The following is a 20,274-nucleotide window of genomic DNA, read 5'->3' as shown; positions in this document are numbered from 1 at the left end:
CTACTAAGGGCGAACATTGGGCTAGTAATAGTCGTGCTCACCCTTATAGTCTTTTTGAATTTTATTCATCATTAGAAGGTGAATCTCCCCTTTGATAGTGTTAATTTGTTGTTAACTTACAACAAATTGAACATTCAATATGCTTAATCAGCCTTTTACACATGAACCCTGGTACTTATTAACGCTAGCACTTGGCGCTGTGCTAGCGTTGTTATTTCTAATTGTGCGTGTTCGTTTGCATGCTTTTATCGCTCTGTCGCTTGTGAGTCTAGTGACTGCATTAGCCGCTGGGATCAGCATCATGGAAGTGGTGCCAACTTTGATGAGCAGCTTCGGTGGTACGCTCGCATCGGTGGCATTACTGGTAGGCTTAGGCGCTATGATAGGCAAGTTGCTCGAAGTTTCGGGCGGGGCGCAAGTATTGGCTGACAACTTAGTCAATCGTTTTGGCGAAGACAAAGCGCCTTTGGCACTGGGTGTCGCTTCGTTGTGCTTTGGGTTTCCAATCTTTTTTGACGCTGGGTTAATAGTGATGATGCCCATTATCTTCAGCGTAGCCCGGCGATTCAATGGCTCGGTATTAACCTATGCCTTGCCGGCAGCTGGCGCATTTGCCGTGATGCATGCTTTCGTACCACCGCACCCAGGGCCTGTTGCAGCAGCAGAATTCTTAGGTGCGAATATTAGTTTGCTGTTGATGGTGGGGTTAGCTATTGCTATTCCTACTTGGTATCTGGGCGCTTACCTATACGGTCAATATGCGGGTAAACGTTTTGATATTCCTTTGCATTCGCTATTCAATCAAGACGAACAGTCATCGAGGGATTTAACCAGTGGCGAATTGCCCAGCTTTTCTAGCGTGATACTGATTTTACTCTTGCCCGTGTGCTTAATTTTTATGGATACTGGCCTTAATACGTTGATTGCTGCGAATGTTATCCAAGGTGAAAGTGCATTTGTGCATACCTTGCGTTTATTGGGCAAAACACCGGTAGCGCTACTTATTACTTTATTAGTCAGCATTGCACTTTTTAGCCGTCGCTATGGCATGGGAAAAATTGAACAGTGGTGCGGGGACTCTTTAGCGCCTATTTGCGGAGTGATTTTAGTGACAGGCGCTGGCGGCATGTTTGGTGGCGTGCTTAGAGCCAGTGGGATTGGCGATGCTTTAGCAGGCTTACTAGCCGATACTGGTATGCCGATTATCGTAGCGGGTTTTATTATCTCTGCCAGTTTACGCGTGGCCCAGGGCTCAGCGACAGTTGCATTGACCACCACGGCTGCGCTATTAACGCCAATGGTTGCCGTTACGCCGGGTTTGTCTGCGATAGATTTGTGTTGCTTGGTTATCGCTATTGCGGGTGGCGCGACGGTGTTGTCTCACTTTAATGACTCTGGCTTTTGGTTGGTCAGTAGACTGTTAAATATGGATGAAAAAACCACATTGAAAACATGGACAGTAATGGAAACCTTACTCGGTAGCTTGGCATTTATGTTTGCTTGGTGTTTAAGCCAAATTTTTTAGTCTGGCATGTCAGGGGCGCTTATCTTTGCTACAGCGCAGGTCATCGGCATCTTGGTTAAGGTCATTGTTTGATATTAGGCTCTATCTGCTCATACCAGATGAGTTGTCGCTAGGTACAAAAAGGGCTGGATATTGAAATGCGCGTAAATGGTCAAGAGATGCAACAAGCAAATACCAACGACATGGTTTTCGACGTGGTATCCACACTTGTACTCATTAGCGAGTGCATGACGTGAAAACCAGGTGATTATATTGCCACGGGCACGCCTTTAGGGGTGGGGTAACCAAGAAATCCGCCTGTGTTCTTGCAAACGGGAGCTATTGCCGAAGTAGAGGTTCAAAGAGCGGAAATTTTGAAAAACGGTATTGACCTTGAGGAGTAAACTCATTGAGAGCGCAGTAAAATTGTGCTCTCAATGAGACGATACTAGTAAAGTTTGGCTCCGTATATTAAATAAGGTCACTTTAACCTGGTGTAGGTCCACAGGAATTAAATGACAAACCAAACCTCAATCCTCTGTTTACCGAAATGTTTAGAATTTTTCAACTTCTGCGAGCATCTGACTGAAGTCTGCCAGTTCTACTTCTAAATATTCACCACCGTCGCGCCACTCGATACCAATAACAACATTATCTTCGGCTAAATCTTCAACCCAAAATTCTAGCCAATCTGATACTGAAATAGCCTTGGGGATATAGTCTTCCCATTCATCTACACAATGCTCTTTGGCGAGCTGTGCATTTGACCATAGTGGCATCACGTCCGTGTCTTCAAAATTAATCGAATCTAATATTACCCAGCCGTCACTGGTTTTATCTTGTAACGCCCATAACTCTTGGGTGTTTTTAATTTGCGCCATAAAATCGGCTGAGTCGATGTGGGTATCTGTCATGGTGAGCTCTAGTTGGCTGATTTGTGGCGCAATGATACGGCCTTAATTAGCGACTCACAATATAAGATTACTGATAACGTCCACATGTTTTAATCACTATGTTAATTGAAAGCAAACGTGCCGTATTCTTTAAATTCTAATTGATACTTCAACGGCATTATTCAATGCACTACTGAACCACTAAGCTCAAAATCAGCGTGCTGCCACGCTTTTAAAAATCGCTTGTTAACTTTGCTGGCCTCCGTTGATAGCCCTTGAGCCAGTAGTGCCTGATGTAAGCCATAAAGGGACCAACCATTCTCTGGAAATACGTGTAAATCGGCTTGGTAGACGTGTTGGGCCTTTATCGATTCACCGGCTGCAAGTAGTGCGGCTCCAAGTGACTGGCGTACAGGGGCGTGCCAATCGGAAGGCTCATTATAGTTAAGTGAGTCTTCAAGCGCGCTGGCTTTTGTCAGCGCGTCAATGGCAGCGGAATAATTCTTGGCCTTGGTTTCTATTTCGCCTTCAAGCACTAGCGCAGCAATATTAATGACACTGTACGCATCATTTATTTGCCAGACGGTTATATCTTTGAGTTTTTTGTTCTTCGCTTGTTGTTTCAAGTATTGCAGGTGGGTTCTCGCTTGCAAGATATGTCCATTAGAACTAAGTGCGCTACCCTGGGCGTAATGCCACACCGCTAGCGGATATAAAAGTTTTGTAGCAGGTTTGGGAATGTTCATGATTTTTTCCCATTTACCGAAACGTATATAAGCATACCAAGGTGTTACCCAATAATGCTGGAGGGTCCCAAGACCTTCTTGCGTCATTAGATGCGTGTCTATATGCGCCGCCATGTGCTCAGCCGCTTTGATTGCTTTTTGACTATTGCCTTGCATACTAGCCATCGCCCATAAAAAATGCCGATTATGTGGTACGTAAGCTAATGGATATACCCCTTGTTGGCGGCATTGAGTGATGTAGTTATTATCGACCAAAATGGCGTGCTCGTTACTCAGTACCCCCTGTTGATAACGACCAGTACGAATATAAATATGTGAAGGCATATGCACCAGATGACCCGCCCCTGGCACTGCCGTTTCGAGTATTTTTGCACTGGCGAGCCCGCGCTCAGGCTGTTTTGAAGCTTCTACAGCGTGAATGTAATAATGATTTAGCCCCGCATGAGATGGGCTGAACTTTAGTCCGTCTTCTAACACCGCTAATATTTCATTGGTCCATTCTTTAGGTTGGCCATCGTTTTTCCAGTAATCCCAGCTATGAATAACCATGAGCGCTTCAGCCAATAGGGTGCGAAGGTTGGCATCATCCGGATATTCCATGACTAGTGCTCGCATAGCATCTGCATAGTTTGCATCTAGACGATTACGATCAGATAGAGACTCGTCTAGGGAGTATCTTTGCCTGAGTGCATGAATAAGCGCAGCTTCTTTAGGAGAAGCGTACTCAATTAACGCAAGTGCCTGAGTTATGGCTTCATGAGCGGGCTGCACTGCACTTGGCTCCATTGCTCCATTAATATTTGGGCCTAAGACTAATGCTTGCCCCCAAAAAGCGATAGCGCTTCTTGGATCTAGCGCCGCGACTTGTTTAAACGAGCGATGTGCTTCTAAGTGGTTAAATCCATATGTAAGGGCTATGGCTTGGTTAAAAAAAACGTGTGCGTCTTCATTGCCGGTAGATGGATAAAAACCATGCTCTCCCATACCTGATAGCTTAGGTGCAATTTGCCCAGCAAAAATGTTGTTCTCAATATTCAGTGCATGCTCTGAGGGTTCATTGACGTTGGCGATAGAGTGATTTTGAGCAGATGAGGCATGACGCGCTAAGGGGGCTTCGGCGGTATTTGATGAGCAGCCGATGAACGTCAATGTACAAAATAGTGCAAAAGCTAGAGATTTACTACTTGGGGTAGCTTCAAATTTGACACGTCCGAAGTGAAAACGGAAAGCGTTATTCAGGTCAATTTTTATGTGTAAAGAAACAGCATCAAGTGCAATGAATAGTTGTTTAACGGCTTTCATGTTTATGTCCTTATCGTTTTGTTTTAAATGGCTATTACTCCACTTTAGGCACGGGTTAGCATTACAAACGCCCAATCTACTTAGTGAGTTAATTCTTCTAGCAGGATAGAACAAGCGAGTTCTTGAGCCCAAATTATAGTGACATTGTGAAAACTGTCATGGGCATTCCCTCAGATTTTATTAATCTTCAATTTTATACAAATAGACATATTAAAAGGCCGGGTATATTCTACTTATTCCTATAAATGCAAAATATAACCGTTTAAGTTCCTTTTTGTTATAAGTTTGTTAGTGCAATGTAGCGTTGTGCTGATATTGAATTTGGATTGAGATACATGGATTCTGTTTTACTGATAATTTTTATTTCGTTGGCCATTGCCACTGTCTTGAACATAGTGCTGAAGAAGCTTTCTGTGTCACATATTATTGGCTACATCATGACAGGGACCATTATCAGCAATATTTTCCATTTCGATGATAGCGAAAAGTTGCACTCTCTCGATCTGATAGGCGAATTTGGTATTGTCTTTTTAATGTTCACCATTGGTTTAGAGCTTTCTTTTAATAAGCTTAAAAAAATGAAGGAACTGGTGTTTATCAATGGGTTCGTGCAAGTCGTGGGTAGTGCGCTGCTCATTTTTGCTATCGCTTACTATCTATTTTCACAAACAATTACGGCGTCGGTGATTATTGCATTGGCGTTTAGTTTGTCATCGACAGCCATTGTTTTAAGTTACCTGAAGAAATCAAAAGACGTTGTGACCCCTTATGGTGAAAAATCGGTGGCGATCCTGATTTTTCAAGATTTAGCCGTGATCCCCATACTGCTATTAATAAGCTTCTTAGCAAACAGCGAGCTGTCTGTAGGTGACGTGCTTTTAAATACCTTACTGTCAGCCACCTTGGTGATTGTGTTCATGTTTACGCTGGGCAAGAAGATTATTGAATGGCTGCTGCATTTTTCCACAAACGCTAAACTGGAAGAGCTATTTTTGGGCTCTGTGCTGACCATTGTGATCGGCGCCTCATTGCTTGCCCATGAAATGGGATTTACTTACTCATTAGGTGCATTCATAGCAGGCATGATCATCGCGGAAACCAATTTTCATGTAAAAGTTGAGTCAGACATCGCTTCCTATAAAGACATTTTGCTTGGTGCGTTTTTCTTTTCCATCGGCACGAAAATAGATATCGCTTATTTTTATCAAGAGTTCTTCATGGTACTGGGTGTTTTAGCATTAGCTATGCTGACAAAAGCGCTATTTATTTTTGCGCTAATACGCCGCAAGTCAAACAAAAGTGATGCAGTTAAAACTGCCATCGCTTTGTGCCAAATAGGCGAATTTTCATTTGCGATATTTTCGCTGGCTTTGTCAGAAAATATAATTTCTAACGAGTTAGGTAGCTTCCTTATTCTCGTGACCGTGCTGTCGATGATAGTCACGCCTTTTATGGTCAACAATATCTATAAGTTAGCTTCATTTTTCGTGGTTGAATTCTTCGAGTCAGATAAAATCACCCCCATCAATGAACAGCAGCACACCGTCATTTGTGGCTTTGCCATTGTCGGACGTATTGTGGCAAAGGAGCTTAAAGCGAAGGGCATACGTTTCATCATTATTTCCGATAATTTACAACATGTACTACTTGCTCGAGAACGGGGCTACATGGCTTACTTTGGACACTTAGACAAACGACCCGTTCTGGAATCATTGAAAATAGAAGAATCAGCAAGTGTCATTTTAACAGTCACAAATTTAGTCAAAAAGAAAATTATTTGCCAAGCCGTCTTGAACTTTCATCCTCAGGCTAAGGTGATTGTGAAAATTAATAGCCAAGAAGAGAAAAGGGCGCTAATGGGAATGGGGATATGCGCATTTGTGCATGCTGAACACGAAACCGCTCGATTATTAGTTAAAAAAAGTATCTCTAATAGCGTTGAGGTGGACGATACGCTGGCTACCGATTAACAAAGTTACTTATTAAGAAAAGTCAATTAGTCTTTATGTTGATTAAATTATAAGCAATTCGCATAAGCCTCTCAATACACTTCTATATATGTTCTAGTGGTTATGGGGGATTTTTCTTTACTTAGGTGTCGTAAAATAGTTACCATTAACAGTCGAATTAATTAACCGCTTTTTTAGGCAAACTAATCATGGATTTACACAGTAGTGAACTGCCGGTCATATTAAGAAACCTCAGAAAAGAGGCGGGTTATACTCAAGGTGATTTAGCGCTGCGCTTGGGGTTGAGTCGTGAAACGGTTTCAGCGATAGAGAATAATAAGCCTGAATCTTTGCGAACATTGCAAATTGAGGTTGTGAAAAAGTGGTGGTCTGTATGCCGTAGTAAGGCCAAAGAAGAAACCCGTAACAATTTCGTCAATCAAATCGTAGGCTACTTTAAATTTATCACGGATAGATTCTAAGCCCCTGTGTTTGTAGGCTCTTCCCGTCTCCCAAAAATCTTTGGTTCGATTCTTTTTGTATGTGCCGGATTTCTCACTTACGGTGATGGATTACTGTTCGAAAAAATTTACCTAGCCCTATTAGGGTTTGTTGCAGTGTTATTTATTCGCGACATTAACCTTGTCAGCATTATTATTATTTCTGCAGCCGCTAATTTGTCTTCAGAATTACTTTATCCTCTTGTTATCAGCGAAAAATTCCAGATCTCTTTAAAACTGGCTACGTATCTAGTGACCTGTTGGACCTTGTATAAAGTTAGTGAAGATAGTCTTCGATGGCCGACAGCAGTTGTGGTTGTGTTATGTCTTGGGGCTGAGGCTTATTGGTATTTGACTTCCCAAGAAGCAGCAATGATCTTTTGGTATGTTCTGTTGCTAACGATAAACTTGTGGGTTAGGCATTTCCTCTTTGCACGTGTGTTTATTATGGCGAAGTACTTTCCTAAGCAATATAGCTCGCTGGATCTGGATCACACCCTATACCAACTGGTTTTCTTTTACATACTCTTACACCAATTTATATTAGTCGAGTACGTTTTACGTCGTGTCTTTGACCTTCCAAGTACCTTTGTTTACTACGCCGCACCCTACATATTCCACGGGCTAACTACTTATTCTGCCCTTTTGGTCCTCATCCAAGGTTACATACTAATATCGAAAAATTGGTTTAAAGCCTAAACTCGTCTCTTCCCAACATACTGTGTATATGTTCATATTTTAACCTTATATGTGACATTGCCGATATAGATCCTTGATAATCATTTTGGTGGAAATTTCTCCGCTGAAAATATTAATAGGATCTAAGTCATGAAAAAATTCACTCTTACTGCCACTGTTGTTTTATCTATTTTTGCCTCTAGCTCAGCATCTGCGATAGGTACGGGTGGGAAAATGGTTCCTCCAAGCTTGATAGGAACCGGTGGGAAAATGGTGCCACCAGCGCAAATCGGCACAGGCGGTAAGATGGTACCTCCTAGCTTTACTGTCGCTGATATATCAAATAGCGCGTCTAGCCTAATAGGAACCGGTGGGAAAATGGTGCCGCCAGCGCAAATCGGTACAGGCGGAAAGATGGTACCTCCTAGCTTTACTGTCGCCGATTTATCAAATAGCGCGTCCAGCCTAATAGGAACTGGTGGGAAAATGGTGCCACCAGCGCAAATCGGTACAGGCGGAAAGATGGTACCTCCTAGCTTTACTGTCGCTTATTTATCAAATAGCGCGTTTAGCCTCATAGGAACCGGTGGGAAAATGGTGCCACCAGCGCAAATCGGTACAGGCGGTAAGATGGTACCTCCTAGCTTTACTGTCGCTGATTTATCAAATAGTACGTCTAGCCTAATAGGAACCGGTGGAAAAATGGTGCCACCAGCGCAAATCGGCACAGGCGGTAAGATGGTACCTCCTAGCTTTACTGTCGCTGATTTATCAAATAGCGCGTCTAGCCTAATAGGAACCGGTGGGAAAATGGTGCCACCAGCGCAAATTGGCACAGGCGGTAAGATGGTACCTCCTAGCTTTACTGTCGCTGATTTATCAAATAGCGCGTCTAGCCTCATAGGAACCGGTGGGAAAATGGTGCCACCAGCGCAAATCGGTACAGGCGGGAAGATGGTACCACCAGCTGCGATGGCATAATCGGCATATATTTTTGTAAAAGTACACTCAGCAAAAGAATAGAGCGCCTAGATCATTACGATCAGGCGTTTTGTTTATGGTTCCCCTTCCAAAGCAGTAAATAGTAATAATTCTCATTTAATGATTGACTATCATTGCAATCGGTATATAGTTGATATTGTCAACCACTTGAGGAGCTGAGATGAAACCCAAAGCACGTTTAGTTAGCGTTACACGCGTAGAATCATTGTCGCCACATTTACGTCGGATCGTATTTAGTTCAGAAGAACTGGCTGGATTCCCCCAAGGAAAAGAAGGTGCTCATGTAAAGGTACTGGTACCTCATCCGGGGGAACAATTTCCTGAACTCGCTTTTGATGCACCCAAACCAGCATTTAAGCGCTCTTATACCATTCGCAGCTTTGATGCAGGATCGTCAGAGTTAACCATTGATTTTGTAGTCAATCGACACGCAGGTCCAGCGACCAATTGGGCTAGTGCGGCCAAAGTAGGGGACTTCGCGGCAATTGCCGGCCCTGGAGCCCCTAAGTTAAGCAACTACAATGAAGACAACTACTTACTTATTGGTGATTTAACCTCAATAAACGCAGTTAATGGTTTTGCTAGATACATACCGAAACAGGCAAACTTAAAATCGATTATTACTGTACCCACACGCGCTGATGTGATTGCCATGGATGCGGGGGAGCACCTCAATATAGAGTGGCATATCGAAGATGAATCAAGCCATACACTCGAACAACACGTTGAAAGGGTCGCTAAAATAATGCCCTGTGACAACACTCAGGTATTTTTCGGCTTGGAAGCGCGTAGCGTGCGAACAATAAAAGGCATATTGTTGGATGACTTAGGTTATGAGCGCATGAATCTATTCGCTACTGGGTATTGGAAGAAAGGTGTGGATGCAGATAAATTTAATCGCCAGAAGCAGCAGAGCCCGCTTTAATTTTTACTAAAGCAAAACAATACTGCTCAATGGCGTTGGCCCATCTGATGTCTTTAACGACTAAAAAGCGTAATTTGCGCCTAAATATATCGCGCGAGGCTGTCCACCGAAATACCGGTAGGAGCCAAACGCGTAATCCGCTCGGCTGGCATATTCTCCATCGAAGACATTTTCTAGCTTGGCATTAAGGCGTATCTGCTTATTGATTTGCCATTGGGCCCGTATATTGAACAAGTCGTGTCCGGCATATTCATGTTCATTTGCTGGATCAAGAAAGTAACTGCCAATGTGTTGCCACTCTAACGCTAGGGATGTGGCATTCGTGGGCTGCCATTCTAAGCGGGCGTTGCCTTGTTGACGAGGGGCTGTATCGATTTCGTTGCCATTTACAACGCCACTGCTTAAACGATCAAAGTCATACTCATGTTTTGCGTACGCATAGTTGGCCAAAAAACGTAAGTTATCTAAAACGTTTATGCTAACTGTTAGTTCAACACCGCTATGGTTTGTTTCGCCATCAGTTACATTTAAACCATCGTCATCACGAAAGAAAAAGTTATCCTTCTGCATTCGATATATGACCCCTTGGAACGTTAACACTTGATAGGCACCTCTTATGCCAGCTTCAATACTGTTAATTTCTTCGGAATCAATAGTGCCTATGGTTTGTTGGTTTTGGAGCCGATATAAATCCGTCGTTTGAGGCGCTCGAAACCCGTTAGACCAATTCGCAAACAAAGAGATATTATCACTTACACGGTAATTAGCGCCTATTTTGGCACTGGTGTTATTGAAACGGTCAGTGCGATCTTCTGGGCGTTGATACAAGCAACTCACAGCTTGACCGTCATTGTTGATACAAGATGTGCCATCCGCCTTGGTTGTGCCATTCGCGATTAAATTATCATAGTCATATTCTGTGCTATCGAATCTAACATTGGTGGTAAAGACAAGCGCCTCGTTATATTGCCAATTGACTTGGATATATGGTGCAAGGGTCGATGAATCGACCTCATAGTCAAAATGCACACCTTGTTGTCTTGCTTTTCCGAAGCTAAAGCGGTCTGCTAGTTCTTGGGTTTCCGTCAGTTCACCTTGCGTCCAGTCTATATCGATGCCAACTACAAGAGAGACGGATTGGTTTACTTGCCATTGGTAATCAGAATTGACACCCAAGCTAAAGTGACTGTTTTCTTCGATAGCGCGTGAGGGGAGGTAGTGCTGGCGAAATTCCATACTGTTACTTCGAAAATACGGTGTAACGTTAATCAATTCATCGTTGTTAACTTGATAAGCAATATGCGTTGCGCCTCGAATGGAAGACCATTGCCGATACGCATCGGGATCACAGTTTTTTTCCATTGCTGAGCGATCTTTATATAATTTGTCGGGCGCGAAGTTAGAGCTAAAGCAACCCTCACCGTTATCACCAGAGGCGATAAAACCTGCAGTGTCTTGGTCAAGATCAAAACCAGACAGTGAGCTTTGGATAGTCAGTTGGTCTCGCTGATAATCATGACGTAAGCCTAATTTACTCGAGGTAAAACCGCTGTCGTTTTGATAACCGCCATCGTCAACAACCTGAATATTCAGGCCGATGCCTTGGTTTGCAGGTCCTTGATCGTCAATGTGACCCAATGCACCGTTAAACTGAACTCTATCATTAGGGCCAAATGTGATGCCTACGTCTGCGCCATTGCTCGGCGTGAGACTCAATACATTGATAACACCGTGCACTGCGTTAGAACCATATACTGCGCTATTTGGGCCTTGGATAACTTCGATGCCATCCGCTTGGGCCAAATTTAACTCGGCTAAACCATTGTTATTGGCAAACCCAGCAGCACGTGTCGCCACGCCGTCTTGCATAAATAGAAAAGCCCCCCCAGCGCCCGGGCCTGTGAGGATAGGCGAGCGTAGCGAAGGCAAGTTTTCAACACCATTATTAGCTTGCACATATACGCCGCTGGCTCGATTGAGTATGTCGCTGGCGAGGACAGCATTGACTCGCTCAATCTCTTGCTCATCAATAAGATTAACATTGCTGCTAAGTGCCATTATGTCAGTGTTTTGATGGGAGCCGCTAACAACGATGACTTCAACAGGTGATTGTTGCCCAACGACGAAGGAACTTTGTAGTACAAGAGAAAGCGTCGCTAAAGGGGCTACTGATTTTTGCAAGAGCATGAATACCTTAGATTAAACTGCAACTTAGGGCGGCATTCTACCTGTATTCGTATGCTGGTTGAAAGCGGCAATGTTATTCACCTTGAGTTATTGTCAGTGAAGCGATTAACCAACCTTGAGCGAAATAGGCTAAGGGCCCGTTTTACAATTTGGGTTTCAAAGCTCGGGTTTGACAGCGCGATTCTTACATTAAGACATGTAATCAAATAGCGTGCTAGGGCATAGCGGGTTTGTCAGAATGCACATTCACGTCGATGGCATCTGACACGTTTAAATGGACATCTTGTTGGGGATACGCAATCTCAATACCCGCCTGTTTAAATGCTTTTTCAATGTGCATGTGTAACTCATGGGTCACCATGGCTCTGTCGACAACGGCACGGGCAAAAACACGCAACTCAAAATCTAGGCTGCTCGCCCCGAATGCTAAAAACAAAGCGGCGGGAGCGGGATCGTCAAATACATTATGACTATCAGTTGCAACTTGAAGGAGTAACGACACGACTTTATCAGTGTCACTGCCATAGGCAACACCCACAGGTATTACGATACGGGTGACAGGGTCTGATAATGTCCAGTTAATAAAATCTTGGGTAATAAAGGTTTTATTAGGGATGATAAGCTCTTTTCTGTCCCAGTCACTGACGGTGGTCGCACGAATACGGATCCGCGTTACGGTGCCGCTGTGACCGGCAATAGTGATGGTATCGCCTAAGCGTATAGGGCGCTCAAACAAGATAACAATACCGGATACGAAATTAGCCACAATTTCTTGCAAACCAAAGCCCAAACCCACGCCCAGCGCAGCAATAAGCCATTGTAGTTTAGACCACTGGGCTCCAAGTATATTCACCGATACAATAATCCCGATGATCACTATGCTGTATTTGAGCATAGTGGTAATAGCGTAGCTCGTGCCGGGGGACAAATTTAACCTCCCCAAGATAGTCATTTCTAATAAACCTGGTAAGTTTCGAACACCGACAAAACTGATAACAAGTATGGCCAAGCTTAACAAGCAGCTCCATAGCGTGATGCGTTGTGCTGGGGAATTTGGGTCGTCGCTGCTAATTTCCCACATGACGATATCGTCTAACGAATAGGCGATGGGTGATATGTCTTGCCAGACCATAGATAAAGCGGCAAGCAGCATCAACCAAATAATTAGGCGGATAACGGCTTTGGTTTGAGCGGTTATTGTATGTCTGTCGAGTTCTTGGGTATCGATGATTTCGGGTACGCCTTCACCGGATTGTTCAGCGGCTTCTTGTTGCGCATTAGCGACAATCGAGGCTGCCCGTTTACTGCGTATTTTTTCAAGTGCGATACGTCGTGCATTAACCGAAACGGCGCGCTCTGCAGTGTAGTAGCATAGCAGCGCGAGGGTACACAACCATGCAGATTCGAGTAGTAAAGCGAGGATGCGCTGAGCGCTGTATTGATAGCCAATGGCCGACAGTATGATCAAGAATACGGGGACTAGTATTAACAACGAATACAAAAAGTAGGAAAAACGCTTAGCGCTGTGCTGTGAGATGCGGTAACGCTGGTAGGCGTTACGCGTAACCCTGGTGCCCGCAATAGCTAAAGAAAAGCTCAATATAATCAACGCAAATTGCCCTAAGTCTTCCCGGATCTCCACGCTGGCTTGATTGTTCAACAGGGTCATAATGATGACGACAGGGATAAAGACAATAATCAGTAAACGATTATTCTTGCGTAGCAAAGCCAGATTCGATTCACTCCACTTGAAGTGGATTTCCCCCAGTCCATTTTTACGCACAATTTGCAGCATAAATTCCAAGTAGAGCATCACTAACCCACCGACAAAAAAAGCATTACTCAGGCTATTGGCGAAGCCTGATTGTGCATCGCAAAGTAATGCGGCTGCGAAGAGTAATAGCGCAGGCGGCAAAGATAACCCAAAGGTAATGGCTAACCCCAGTAGGGTATATTGAAAGGCATCAGTTTGTACCTTACCAACTAATGGGGCTATTTGTGTGAGACGTTGTTTAATCCGCTTTCTGAACAAGAGGGTAAGAATCAAGGCGACGAATATACTTACTACGCCGATTTGATTGTGTTGTAAGTTTGCATTGATTGCCTGAGAAACATTTTGCCAGTGCTCAGCACGAAAGAGCCAACTGGCAGACGTGCCCGCAGCCGCAATCGTTCCTAAATCAAACGGAGTGGCGCTAGGTATCCAAAATAAGTTGCTTTCAAGTAAGTCGCTATAGGTTTCGGTGCGTTCGTTTAAATAGCGCAATTTATCGAGCAACACGGATAACACATCAACGTGTTGGGTATAAATTGAACTTAGCTGAGATATTAACTCTCTGCGCTGGTCAACTAAGCTTTTAACCTCGTCTTTCCAGCGGGCATTATCTTGTCCGATTTGATTCATTAACGCGTTAATTTCCAAGGTATCAAAGGGTGCCCGGCGTTGATTAATGCTGAACATGGCAACGCGATTCTCCACCAATGAGCCCTCCGTTTTCTTGATCCACTCGTCACCATTAACGAAGCGTGAAGCTAATTCCCATTCTTGTCGCAGCGCATTACCAAATATTGCTGAGGATTCGTACACCTCAAGCTCAAGGAGTCTGTTTAAGGAGGAAAATTTGTTATTCAGTTCATTTATTTGCGTTTGGATCTCGTTAAGCTTTTGACTCGTGGCGTCTTGTTGTTCCGTTAATGATGTGGCTTTTTTCGCTAATGCTTCATTTTGCTTGGCTATGTCCTGTAGTGTGCTTGGCGCGCTGATTAAAGAGGCCGTAGTTGCTTCAAGCTGAGCCAACATAGAGGCATTTTCTTTTTCATCCAATTGATTTTGTAATCTGGTCAATGCGTCAAGTAACTCAAGGTGAGCGCTCAGTTTTTTTTGTTCAAACGAGATTTCTGCGTCAAGAATGGCGAGGTGATCCGGACGATAAGCGAGGCGCTGCTTCAGTGAATCGATCTTGGCTTGCAGCATTTTACGCTGGGTGGCTTGTGCTACGCTTGTCGCCAATTGGCTAGGATTAGCACTTTCATCGGCCCCTAAATTAGCATTGGTAGTATCGATTGCAATTTGTGTATCACTGATGATTTGGCGCAACAGTAAACGCCGCTCATCGTCTAGTGCCGCTTTTAATTCCGACACCTTTGCTCGACCACTGGTGACCTCACCCTCGGTATCTGTTGACAAAGTAACCAGGGTTTGAAGTGAAAGAGGCTTATTGGGTAATGTGGGCGGAGTAAAGTTAACGTGGGCTTGCTTAATGTTTGTTAGTGTTTTTGGCGCATCTTTAATGGCTTGCTTGTACTTTTCGCTTTGCTGTTCAAATTGTTGTGTTGCACGGATGTTTTCAATCGCTTGCTGGTACGAGGTTTCAATTTCGACTTTTTGTTGTTCAGAAATCTGTGCTGCATCTGAGGCAGTTTTTAAACGTTGTTGAATTTCTTCAATGCTGGGTATTAACTCATCGTCTGCATAACTAAATGCGCTTGTGATAAAGGACAACAGGAAAATAAAGCGAAACAAAAGGGAAAACGTTGACGTACGCATAGGGATCCTAACAAGAGTGACATTCCATCATACCTTAGAAGCAGTGCGTGCGTCTTGTGCTGGAGGAACTGAAAAAAGCCGACGGTATTCACGACTAAATTGAGACGCGCTGGTATAGCCAACTTCAAAGGCAGCGGAGGTGGCATTGTGCTGTTCAAACATCATTTTGCGTTTAGCAGCATGTAAGCGCACCATTTTGATGTATTGAATGGGTGAAGTGTTTGTCGCTGCTTTGAAGTGATGATAAAACGACGATTCACTCATATTGGCTTTACTGGCCAGTGTTGCAATATCCATGCTCGAGGCATAGTGACGATTAATAAATTGAAGTACATTTGCTATGTGATATTGCTGTCTGTCTTGGCATGCAAATGCCCTCAGCAATGAGCCGTGTTCTGCGTTCAGTATGTGGTAAATTAACTCTTTAAGTGCGAGTTGACCTAGTACATGCGCTTTTGTCGTTGAGTGAGCACAATCTAGTAACCTAGATAAGGTGTGTTGAATGTCAGTGTTCATTTTACTGACATAAATTCCCCTAGATGACGTACCGTCGTTACTCTGTATATCAATTGCTGTGACGGGGGCTTCTGGTTCATCTGGCATCTGCATCAATAACTCATTGATCATGTGGGTTTCAAGGCTAATGCGTGCGGCGAGATAGGGACGTTGCTCGCTGGCTTGTAATATTTGCCCCTCCAATGGCAAAGGCACGCAACTAACTAAGTAATGCATGGGATCGTATTGATAACGTTCTTTACCGAGGTAGGCCGCTTTAGAGCCAAGTAACACCATGTATATACTAGGTTGGTATATGACAGGCATAGGGCTCGTCGTTGGCGTGTCTCTACGAAATAGGCTTAAATGTGGAACGCTAGTATTAAAGTCTCCCTCATGTGGCGCCAGTTCAAATACTTTTTTAATTAACTCTGTCATAACCGACACCTAGGTTTTAGCTTATTGATTGTGATTTAGTATGCCACCTACGCGAAAATGAAAAAGAGGCTTTGTACTAGATTGTAGGATTAGGCAATGTTTATCGAGGATCACCCAATCATAAAATTATCTGGCACCGCTATTATTGTATCTGCCCATTACATATTTATTTTGAAGGAGTCAGCGCAATGCACAAGCGGCAATTAGGTCAACAAGGGTTAACGGTGTCCAGTATCGGTTTAGGGTGTATGGGAATGTCAGATTTTTACGGCACCCATGATCGCGAGCGTTCATTTGCAACTTTAGAGCAAGCCGTCAACAGTGGAGTCACTTTCTGGGATACATCCGATATTTACGGCCCAAAAACTAATGAGCAACTTATTGGAACGTTCTTTAAACAGCACAAAGGCGCGCGAAGCAAGATCACATTAGCCACTAAGTTTGGCATTATGCGCGATGATGCGGGCGGTTTTCTAGGATTTAATGGCCATCCTGACTATGTGAAACAGGCTTGTGAAGCAAGCTTAAAACGATTGGGTACAGATTGTATTGATTTGTACTACCAGCACCGTATGGATCCTAACGTCCCGATCGAAGATACCGTCGGTGCGATGTCTGATTTGGTTACTCAAGGAAAAGTGAGGTTTCTGGGGTTATCCGAGGCGGGCAGTGATACGCTAAAGCGTGCTCATGCTGTGCATCCTATCAGCGCATTGCAGAGCGAATATTCATTATGGAGCCGAGACATTGAAACGAATATCTTACCAACTTGTGATGAGCTTGGAATAGGATTAGTCGCATACAGCCCGTTAGGCCGCGGTTTTCTAACTGGAGCCATCACGTCACGTGATGACTTGGAGGCGGGTGACTGGCGCCTAACGAATCCGCGTTTTTCAGAACAAAACTTCGCCAATAATTTGGCTCTTGTGGATGCGATACATCATATTGCACAATCGTTAAATTGTACGCCGGCGCAATTAGCCTTAGCGTGGATAGCTGAGCAAAGCCCACATTATGTGTCTATACCTGGTACTCGAGCCCCCTCAAGAGTTGTTGAAAACGCTTCAGCCGCAGAATTAATCATTAGCCAGCAACAATGGGTAGACATCAATCTTAAAATTGAACGCTGCCAAGTATTTGGAAAGCGATATACAGACGAAGCAATGGCAGCGCTGGGGCAATAGGTGCTCCGCGCTAGAGTGTATCTTCACGTACTAAATTGTCGGCTATTTTATGGGCAATAGTGTCAAAAAGGTCAATTTCTTGAGGACTTAACCCCTGGGTCATTTGTGACTGTATTGTTTTTTTCGAAGCTTTGAGTTGTGTCATCAATGTTTTACCAGCGCTACTCAACGTTAAAATTTGGCTGCGCTTATCTTCAGGATGGGCGTTTTTTTCTATCAATCCAGCTGCGAGTAACTCTTTTACCAGCCGAGCGACTTGTGCTTTGTCGCGGCTCAGTGTGGTTACGATATGATTTGCAGTACAGTCTGGTGTTTCTGCTATTACCGTCAAGCTTCTTACGTGCATCGCACCTATGCCCAACTCGTTCGCATCTATGGCTGCCCTGATCGTGATTCGGTAACGTTCTGAAATAGCAAAGATATGCTCTATAAAGTGCGAATGCATTAATATGACGCCTGTAAGCTGGTTTAGTTGATTCTATCAACAAAGAGCTCACGCTATCCAGTAGCGATGGGATATATAAACACGGCTCAGGGGGCTTGGATGGGATGACGCAAGTTTAGGTTGCTTTATGCTGCTGCAATAACGCATTAAAAGCGTGGTGCTCAAGGGGTTTAGCGAATAAATACCCTTGGCCATAATCACACCCCATTTTCTGCAAAATATGATATTGCTCCTGCGTTTCTATGCCTTCAGCAACGACCTTTATGCCTAATTTCTTGGCCATAACGATAATGGCTTCACACAGCACTTTGTCGTTACTGACCTCTGTCATGGAATGAACAAACGATTTATCTATTTTAAGAAAGTCGGTGGGGTATCGTTTTAAGTAAGAAATTGACGAATAGCCTGTGCCAAAATCATCTAATGCGATATCAACTCCGGCTTGCCTGAATTGAAACAATTTAGTGGAAATACTTTTGTTCGCGTCCATCAGCAGGCTTTCGGTGATTTCCAAGAGCACGGCTTGTGGTGGGGTGCGATTTATCAACATTTTTTCTAGCCACAGGGTAATACAATGCTCGGGGTCAGTGTAATGTACGGGGGAAGTATTAATACTGATTTGCAAAGTTGGGCACAGTGCTTGGCGCCATTGACATACATCTCGACATACCTGTTCAAACACCCAATCACTGATATCTATGATTAGGCCCGTTTCTTCAGCAACGGGAATAAAGTCATCAGGCCCCACAAGTCCGCGAATAGGATGTCGCCATCTTATTAGCGCTTCTGCTTTAGTGATGCTTTGATCCAGTAAATTGATGATGGGCTGATAAACAATGAAAAATTCATCGTTATCAATAGCATGTCGCAAATCTGTTATTAGCGCCATTCGTTTCACTGCGGCGTCTCGCATGTTTTTGGTGTAATAGTGATAGTTGTTTTTACCTATTGCTTTCGCACCATACATTGCTTGATCAGCATTTTTTAATAAGCTAGACACATCATCAGCGTCGTCAGGATAAATAGTGATGCCTATGCTCGCACTAGTATGCACAATTTCACTCTGTAAATGATAAGGCCTAGATAGGCCTTTGAGTATTTTTTGCGCGGTTTTTTCAAGGCCACTGAAATCTACAATATCATTTATGATGACAACAAATTCATCGCCACCTAACCTAGCTACTATATCCTTATGACGAATACAGTCTTTGATGCGCTGGGCGCAATCAACGAGCAGGTCATCTCCTACGCTATGACCAAGCGTATCATTGATGTCTTTAAAATTGTCGAGATCTAAGAACAACACAGCAACTTGAGTTTGGTTGCGCTTCGCCACATTTAGGGCTTGTTTTAAATGCTCCCCCATAATATTGCGATTAGGTAGCTGCGTTAGCTCATCAAAATTGGCTTGGTGCCATATCAAATCGCTGTTGTTCTGGCGTTCTATTGCGATGCTTGTAATGTAAGCAAATTGTTCAATTCGTTGTAATTCTTCCGTGCTGGGCGCGGCTGGATAAGCGTGATATATGGCGAAAGTGCCCAATACGGTGCCGTCAGATGCTTTGACCGGCTCAGACCAACAGGCGCCCAGTTCAGCTTTTTCAGCGAGTTCTGTCCATGCAGACCAGTAAGGATGGCTACTGATATCTTCGACCACGGTGCGCACCCCAGTAAAGGCGGTTGTTCCACACGAGCCTTGTCCTATGCCAATATCTAAACCATTGATCGCGTCATTATAAAAACTGGGCAAAGAAGGTGCGGCCCCACATAACAACTTTTTATCTTTGAGCAACAAAATACTGCATTTTTGGTTCAGATATTCAAGCTCTACCGCTTTGACGATCTCATGTAGCACGGATGTAAGGGATACAGAGTGAACAATTTTTTCTAGAATGGTGTTTCTAACGCGAGTGAGCTTTTGGGTTTCGTTTAATTTGTTCTGATATTGCCGTAACGTTTGTGCTGCATGAGTCAGTTGTTCTTTCTGCAGCTCACTTTCAACCATATTGGCTAAATCTTGTAGTATCAATTCATCGGAGCAAGTAAATGACTTGGGCTGTGTATCAAAGACACATAAAGAGCCCACGTGATAACCATCCATAGTGATTTTTATTCCTGCATAAAAGCGTAAGAATGGGTCACTGACGACGTATGGGTGGTCTTTAAAACATGCACTAAGGTGAGCGTCTTTGACGACCAGTGCTTTATCCTGAGTAATGGTATGCGCGCAAAAGGAGATATTTCGATCTAAGTCAGTGGCTGGAAAATTAACCACAGATTTATACCATTGACGTTCTTCATCAATAAATGAAATTGACGCGAACTGACAACCAAAAGAATGAGCAGCTAAACGGGTGATGCGGTCAAAGCGCTCCTCGGCTACTGTGTCCAATATGTTTAGCTCATGTAAAGCGCTAACGCGTTGTTTATCGTTTGAAGGTCTCGGCGCGGCTTTCAATTTGTACTCCTATACAGCACA

Annotated in this window: 14 protein-coding genes; 7 read left to right on the top strand and 7 right to left on the bottom strand. The window is 43.8% G+C overall.

The window, feature by feature from the left end; genetic code table 11:
* Positions 1-139: 139 nt before the first annotated feature.
* Positions 140-1,525, top strand: coding sequence for a GntP family permease (locus PATL_RS11565; protein ID WP_011575065.1), 1,386 nt, complete (start codon positions 140-142; stop codon positions 1,523-1,525).
* 137 nt (positions 1,526-1,662) lie between these two features.
* Positions 1,663-1,761 (top strand): hypothetical protein, encoded by a 99-nt coding sequence (locus PATL_RS22920; protein ID WP_367643188.1) that lies wholly within the window; start codon positions 1,663-1,665, stop codon positions 1,759-1,761.
* Positions 1,762-2,058: 297 nt separating this feature from the next.
* Here the strand turns inward: PATL_RS22920 and PATL_RS11560 are convergent, their stop codons facing one another.
* Both PATL_RS11560 and PATL_RS11555 read right to left on the bottom strand, forming a co-directional pair.
* Positions 2,059-2,418, bottom strand: coding sequence for a DUF2750 domain-containing protein (locus PATL_RS11560; protein WP_011575064.1), 360 nt, complete (start codon positions 2,416-2,418; stop codon positions 2,059-2,061).
* A 161-nt stretch (positions 2,419-2,579) separates the two neighbouring features.
* On the bottom strand, positions 2,580-4,445 hold the full coding sequence (locus PATL_RS11555) for a tetratricopeptide repeat protein (protein WP_011575063.1): 1,866 nt from the start codon (positions 4,443-4,445) through the stop codon (positions 2,580-2,582).
* Between the two features lie 335 nt (positions 4,446-4,780).
* Here PATL_RS11555 and PATL_RS11550 point away from each other — a divergent pair, with 335 nt between their 5' ends.
* From PATL_RS11550 to PATL_RS11530, 4 genes are all read left to right on the top strand, one after another.
* Entirely contained in the window at positions 4,781-6,415 is a 1,635-nt protein-coding gene (locus PATL_RS11550) for a cation:proton antiporter (protein WP_011575062.1), read from the top strand.
* Between the two features lie 188 nt (positions 6,416-6,603).
* The gene (locus PATL_RS11545) at positions 6,604-6,876 is read left to right on the top strand and encodes a helix-turn-helix transcriptional regulator (protein WP_006992215.1); all 273 of its coding nucleotides are present in this window, start codon (positions 6,604-6,606) and stop codon (positions 6,874-6,876) included.
* 846 nt (positions 6,877-7,722) lie between these two features.
* A complete protein-coding gene (locus PATL_RS22915; RefSeq protein ID WP_011575060.1) occupies positions 7,723-8,553 on the top strand; it encodes a hypothetical protein in 831 nt (276 codons plus the stop codon).
* Positions 8,554-8,734: 181 nt separating this feature from the next.
* On the top strand, positions 8,735-9,499 hold the full coding sequence (locus PATL_RS11530; protein ID WP_011575059.1) for a siderophore-interacting protein: 765 nt from the start codon (positions 8,735-8,737) through the stop codon (positions 9,497-9,499).
* A gap of 60 nt (positions 9,500-9,559) precedes the next feature.
* Here the strand turns inward: PATL_RS11530 and PATL_RS11525 are convergent, their stop codons facing one another.
* From PATL_RS11525 to PATL_RS11515, 3 genes are all read right to left on the bottom strand, one after another.
* A complete protein-coding gene (locus tag PATL_RS11525; protein WP_011575058.1) occupies positions 9,560-11,686 on the bottom strand; it encodes a TonB-dependent receptor in 2,127 nt (708 codons plus the stop codon).
* A 214-nt stretch (positions 11,687-11,900) separates the two neighbouring features.
* Complete coding sequence (locus PATL_RS11520; RefSeq protein WP_011575057.1) at positions 11,901-15,233, bottom strand: mechanosensitive ion channel domain-containing protein; 3,333 nt, start codon at positions 15,231-15,233, stop codon at positions 11,901-11,903.
* Positions 15,234-15,260: 27 nt separating this feature from the next.
* Positions 15,261-16,166, bottom strand: a complete 906-nt coding sequence (locus tag PATL_RS11515) for an AraC family transcriptional regulator (RefSeq protein ID WP_011575056.1) — start codon at positions 16,164-16,166, stop codon at positions 15,261-15,263.
* A 188-nt stretch (positions 16,167-16,354) separates the two neighbouring features.
* On the opposite strand from PATL_RS11515, the gene PATL_RS11510 reads away from it, so the two are divergent.
* Positions 16,355-17,350, top strand: coding sequence for an aldo/keto reductase (locus PATL_RS11510; protein WP_011575055.1), 996 nt, complete (start codon positions 16,355-16,357; stop codon positions 17,348-17,350).
* A 10-nt stretch (positions 17,351-17,360) separates the two neighbouring features.
* Here PATL_RS11510 and PATL_RS11505 read toward each other — a convergent pair whose 3' ends face one another.
* Positions 17,361-17,795: a MarR family winged helix-turn-helix transcriptional regulator gene (locus tag PATL_RS11505; RefSeq protein ID WP_011575054.1), complete on the bottom strand. Its 435-nt coding sequence runs from the start codon at positions 17,793-17,795 to the stop codon at positions 17,361-17,363.
* A gap of 115 nt (positions 17,796-17,910) precedes the next feature.
* Positions 17,911-20,253 (bottom strand): bifunctional diguanylate cyclase/phosphodiesterase, encoded by a 2,343-nt coding sequence (locus tag PATL_RS11500; RefSeq protein WP_011575053.1) that lies wholly within the window; start codon positions 20,251-20,253, stop codon positions 17,911-17,913.
* Positions 20,254-20,274 lie beyond the last annotated feature (21 nt).

Origin of the sequence: Paraglaciecola sp. T6c (assembly GCF_000014225.1) — a bacterium.
GTDB classification, from domain to species: domain Bacteria; phylum Pseudomonadota; class Gammaproteobacteria; order Enterobacterales; family Alteromonadaceae; genus Paraglaciecola; species Paraglaciecola atlantica_A.
The sequence above is the reverse complement of the archived record's forward strand: the minus strand, read 5'-3'. Positions and strand labels throughout refer to the sequence as shown.

Excerpts from the sequence above, each read along its gene's own strand:
- PATL_RS11565 (WP_011575065.1), top strand. The coding sequence starts at position 140 with ATGCTTAATCAGCCTTTTACACATGAACCCTGGTACTTATTAACGCTA.
- PATL_RS22920 (WP_367643188.1), top strand. The coding sequence starts at position 1,663 with ATGCGCGTAAATGGTCAAGAGATGCAACAAGCAAATACCAACGACATG.
- PATL_RS11560 (WP_011575064.1), bottom strand. The coding sequence starts at position 2,418 with ATGACAGATACCCACATCGACTCAGCCGATTTTATGGCGCAAATTAAA.
- PATL_RS11555 (WP_011575063.1), bottom strand. The coding sequence starts at position 4,445 with ATGAAAGCCGTTAAACAACTATTCATTGCACTTGATGCTGTTTCTTTA.
- PATL_RS11550 (WP_011575062.1), top strand. The coding sequence starts at position 4,781 with ATGGATTCTGTTTTACTGATAATTTTTATTTCGTTGGCCATTGCCACT.
- PATL_RS11545 (WP_006992215.1), top strand. The coding sequence starts at position 6,604 with ATGGATTTACACAGTAGTGAACTGCCGGTCATATTAAGAAACCTCAGA.
- PATL_RS22915 (WP_011575060.1), top strand. The coding sequence starts at position 7,723 with ATGAAAAAATTCACTCTTACTGCCACTGTTGTTTTATCTATTTTTGCC.
- PATL_RS11530 (WP_011575059.1), top strand. The coding sequence starts at position 8,735 with ATGAAACCCAAAGCACGTTTAGTTAGCGTTACACGCGTAGAATCATTG.
- PATL_RS11525 (WP_011575058.1), bottom strand. The coding sequence starts at position 11,686 with ATGCTCTTGCAAAAATCAGTAGCCCCTTTAGCGACGCTTTCTCTTGTA.
- PATL_RS11520 (WP_011575057.1), bottom strand. The coding sequence starts at position 15,233 with ATGCGTACGTCAACGTTTTCCCTTTTGTTTCGCTTTATTTTCCTGTTG.
- PATL_RS11515 (WP_011575056.1), bottom strand. The coding sequence starts at position 16,166 with ATGACAGAGTTAATTAAAAAAGTATTTGAACTGGCGCCACATGAGGGA.
- PATL_RS11510 (WP_011575055.1), top strand. The coding sequence starts at position 16,355 with ATGCACAAGCGGCAATTAGGTCAACAAGGGTTAACGGTGTCCAGTATC.
- PATL_RS11505 (WP_011575054.1), bottom strand. The coding sequence starts at position 17,795 with ATGCATTCGCACTTTATAGAGCATATCTTTGCTATTTCAGAACGTTAC.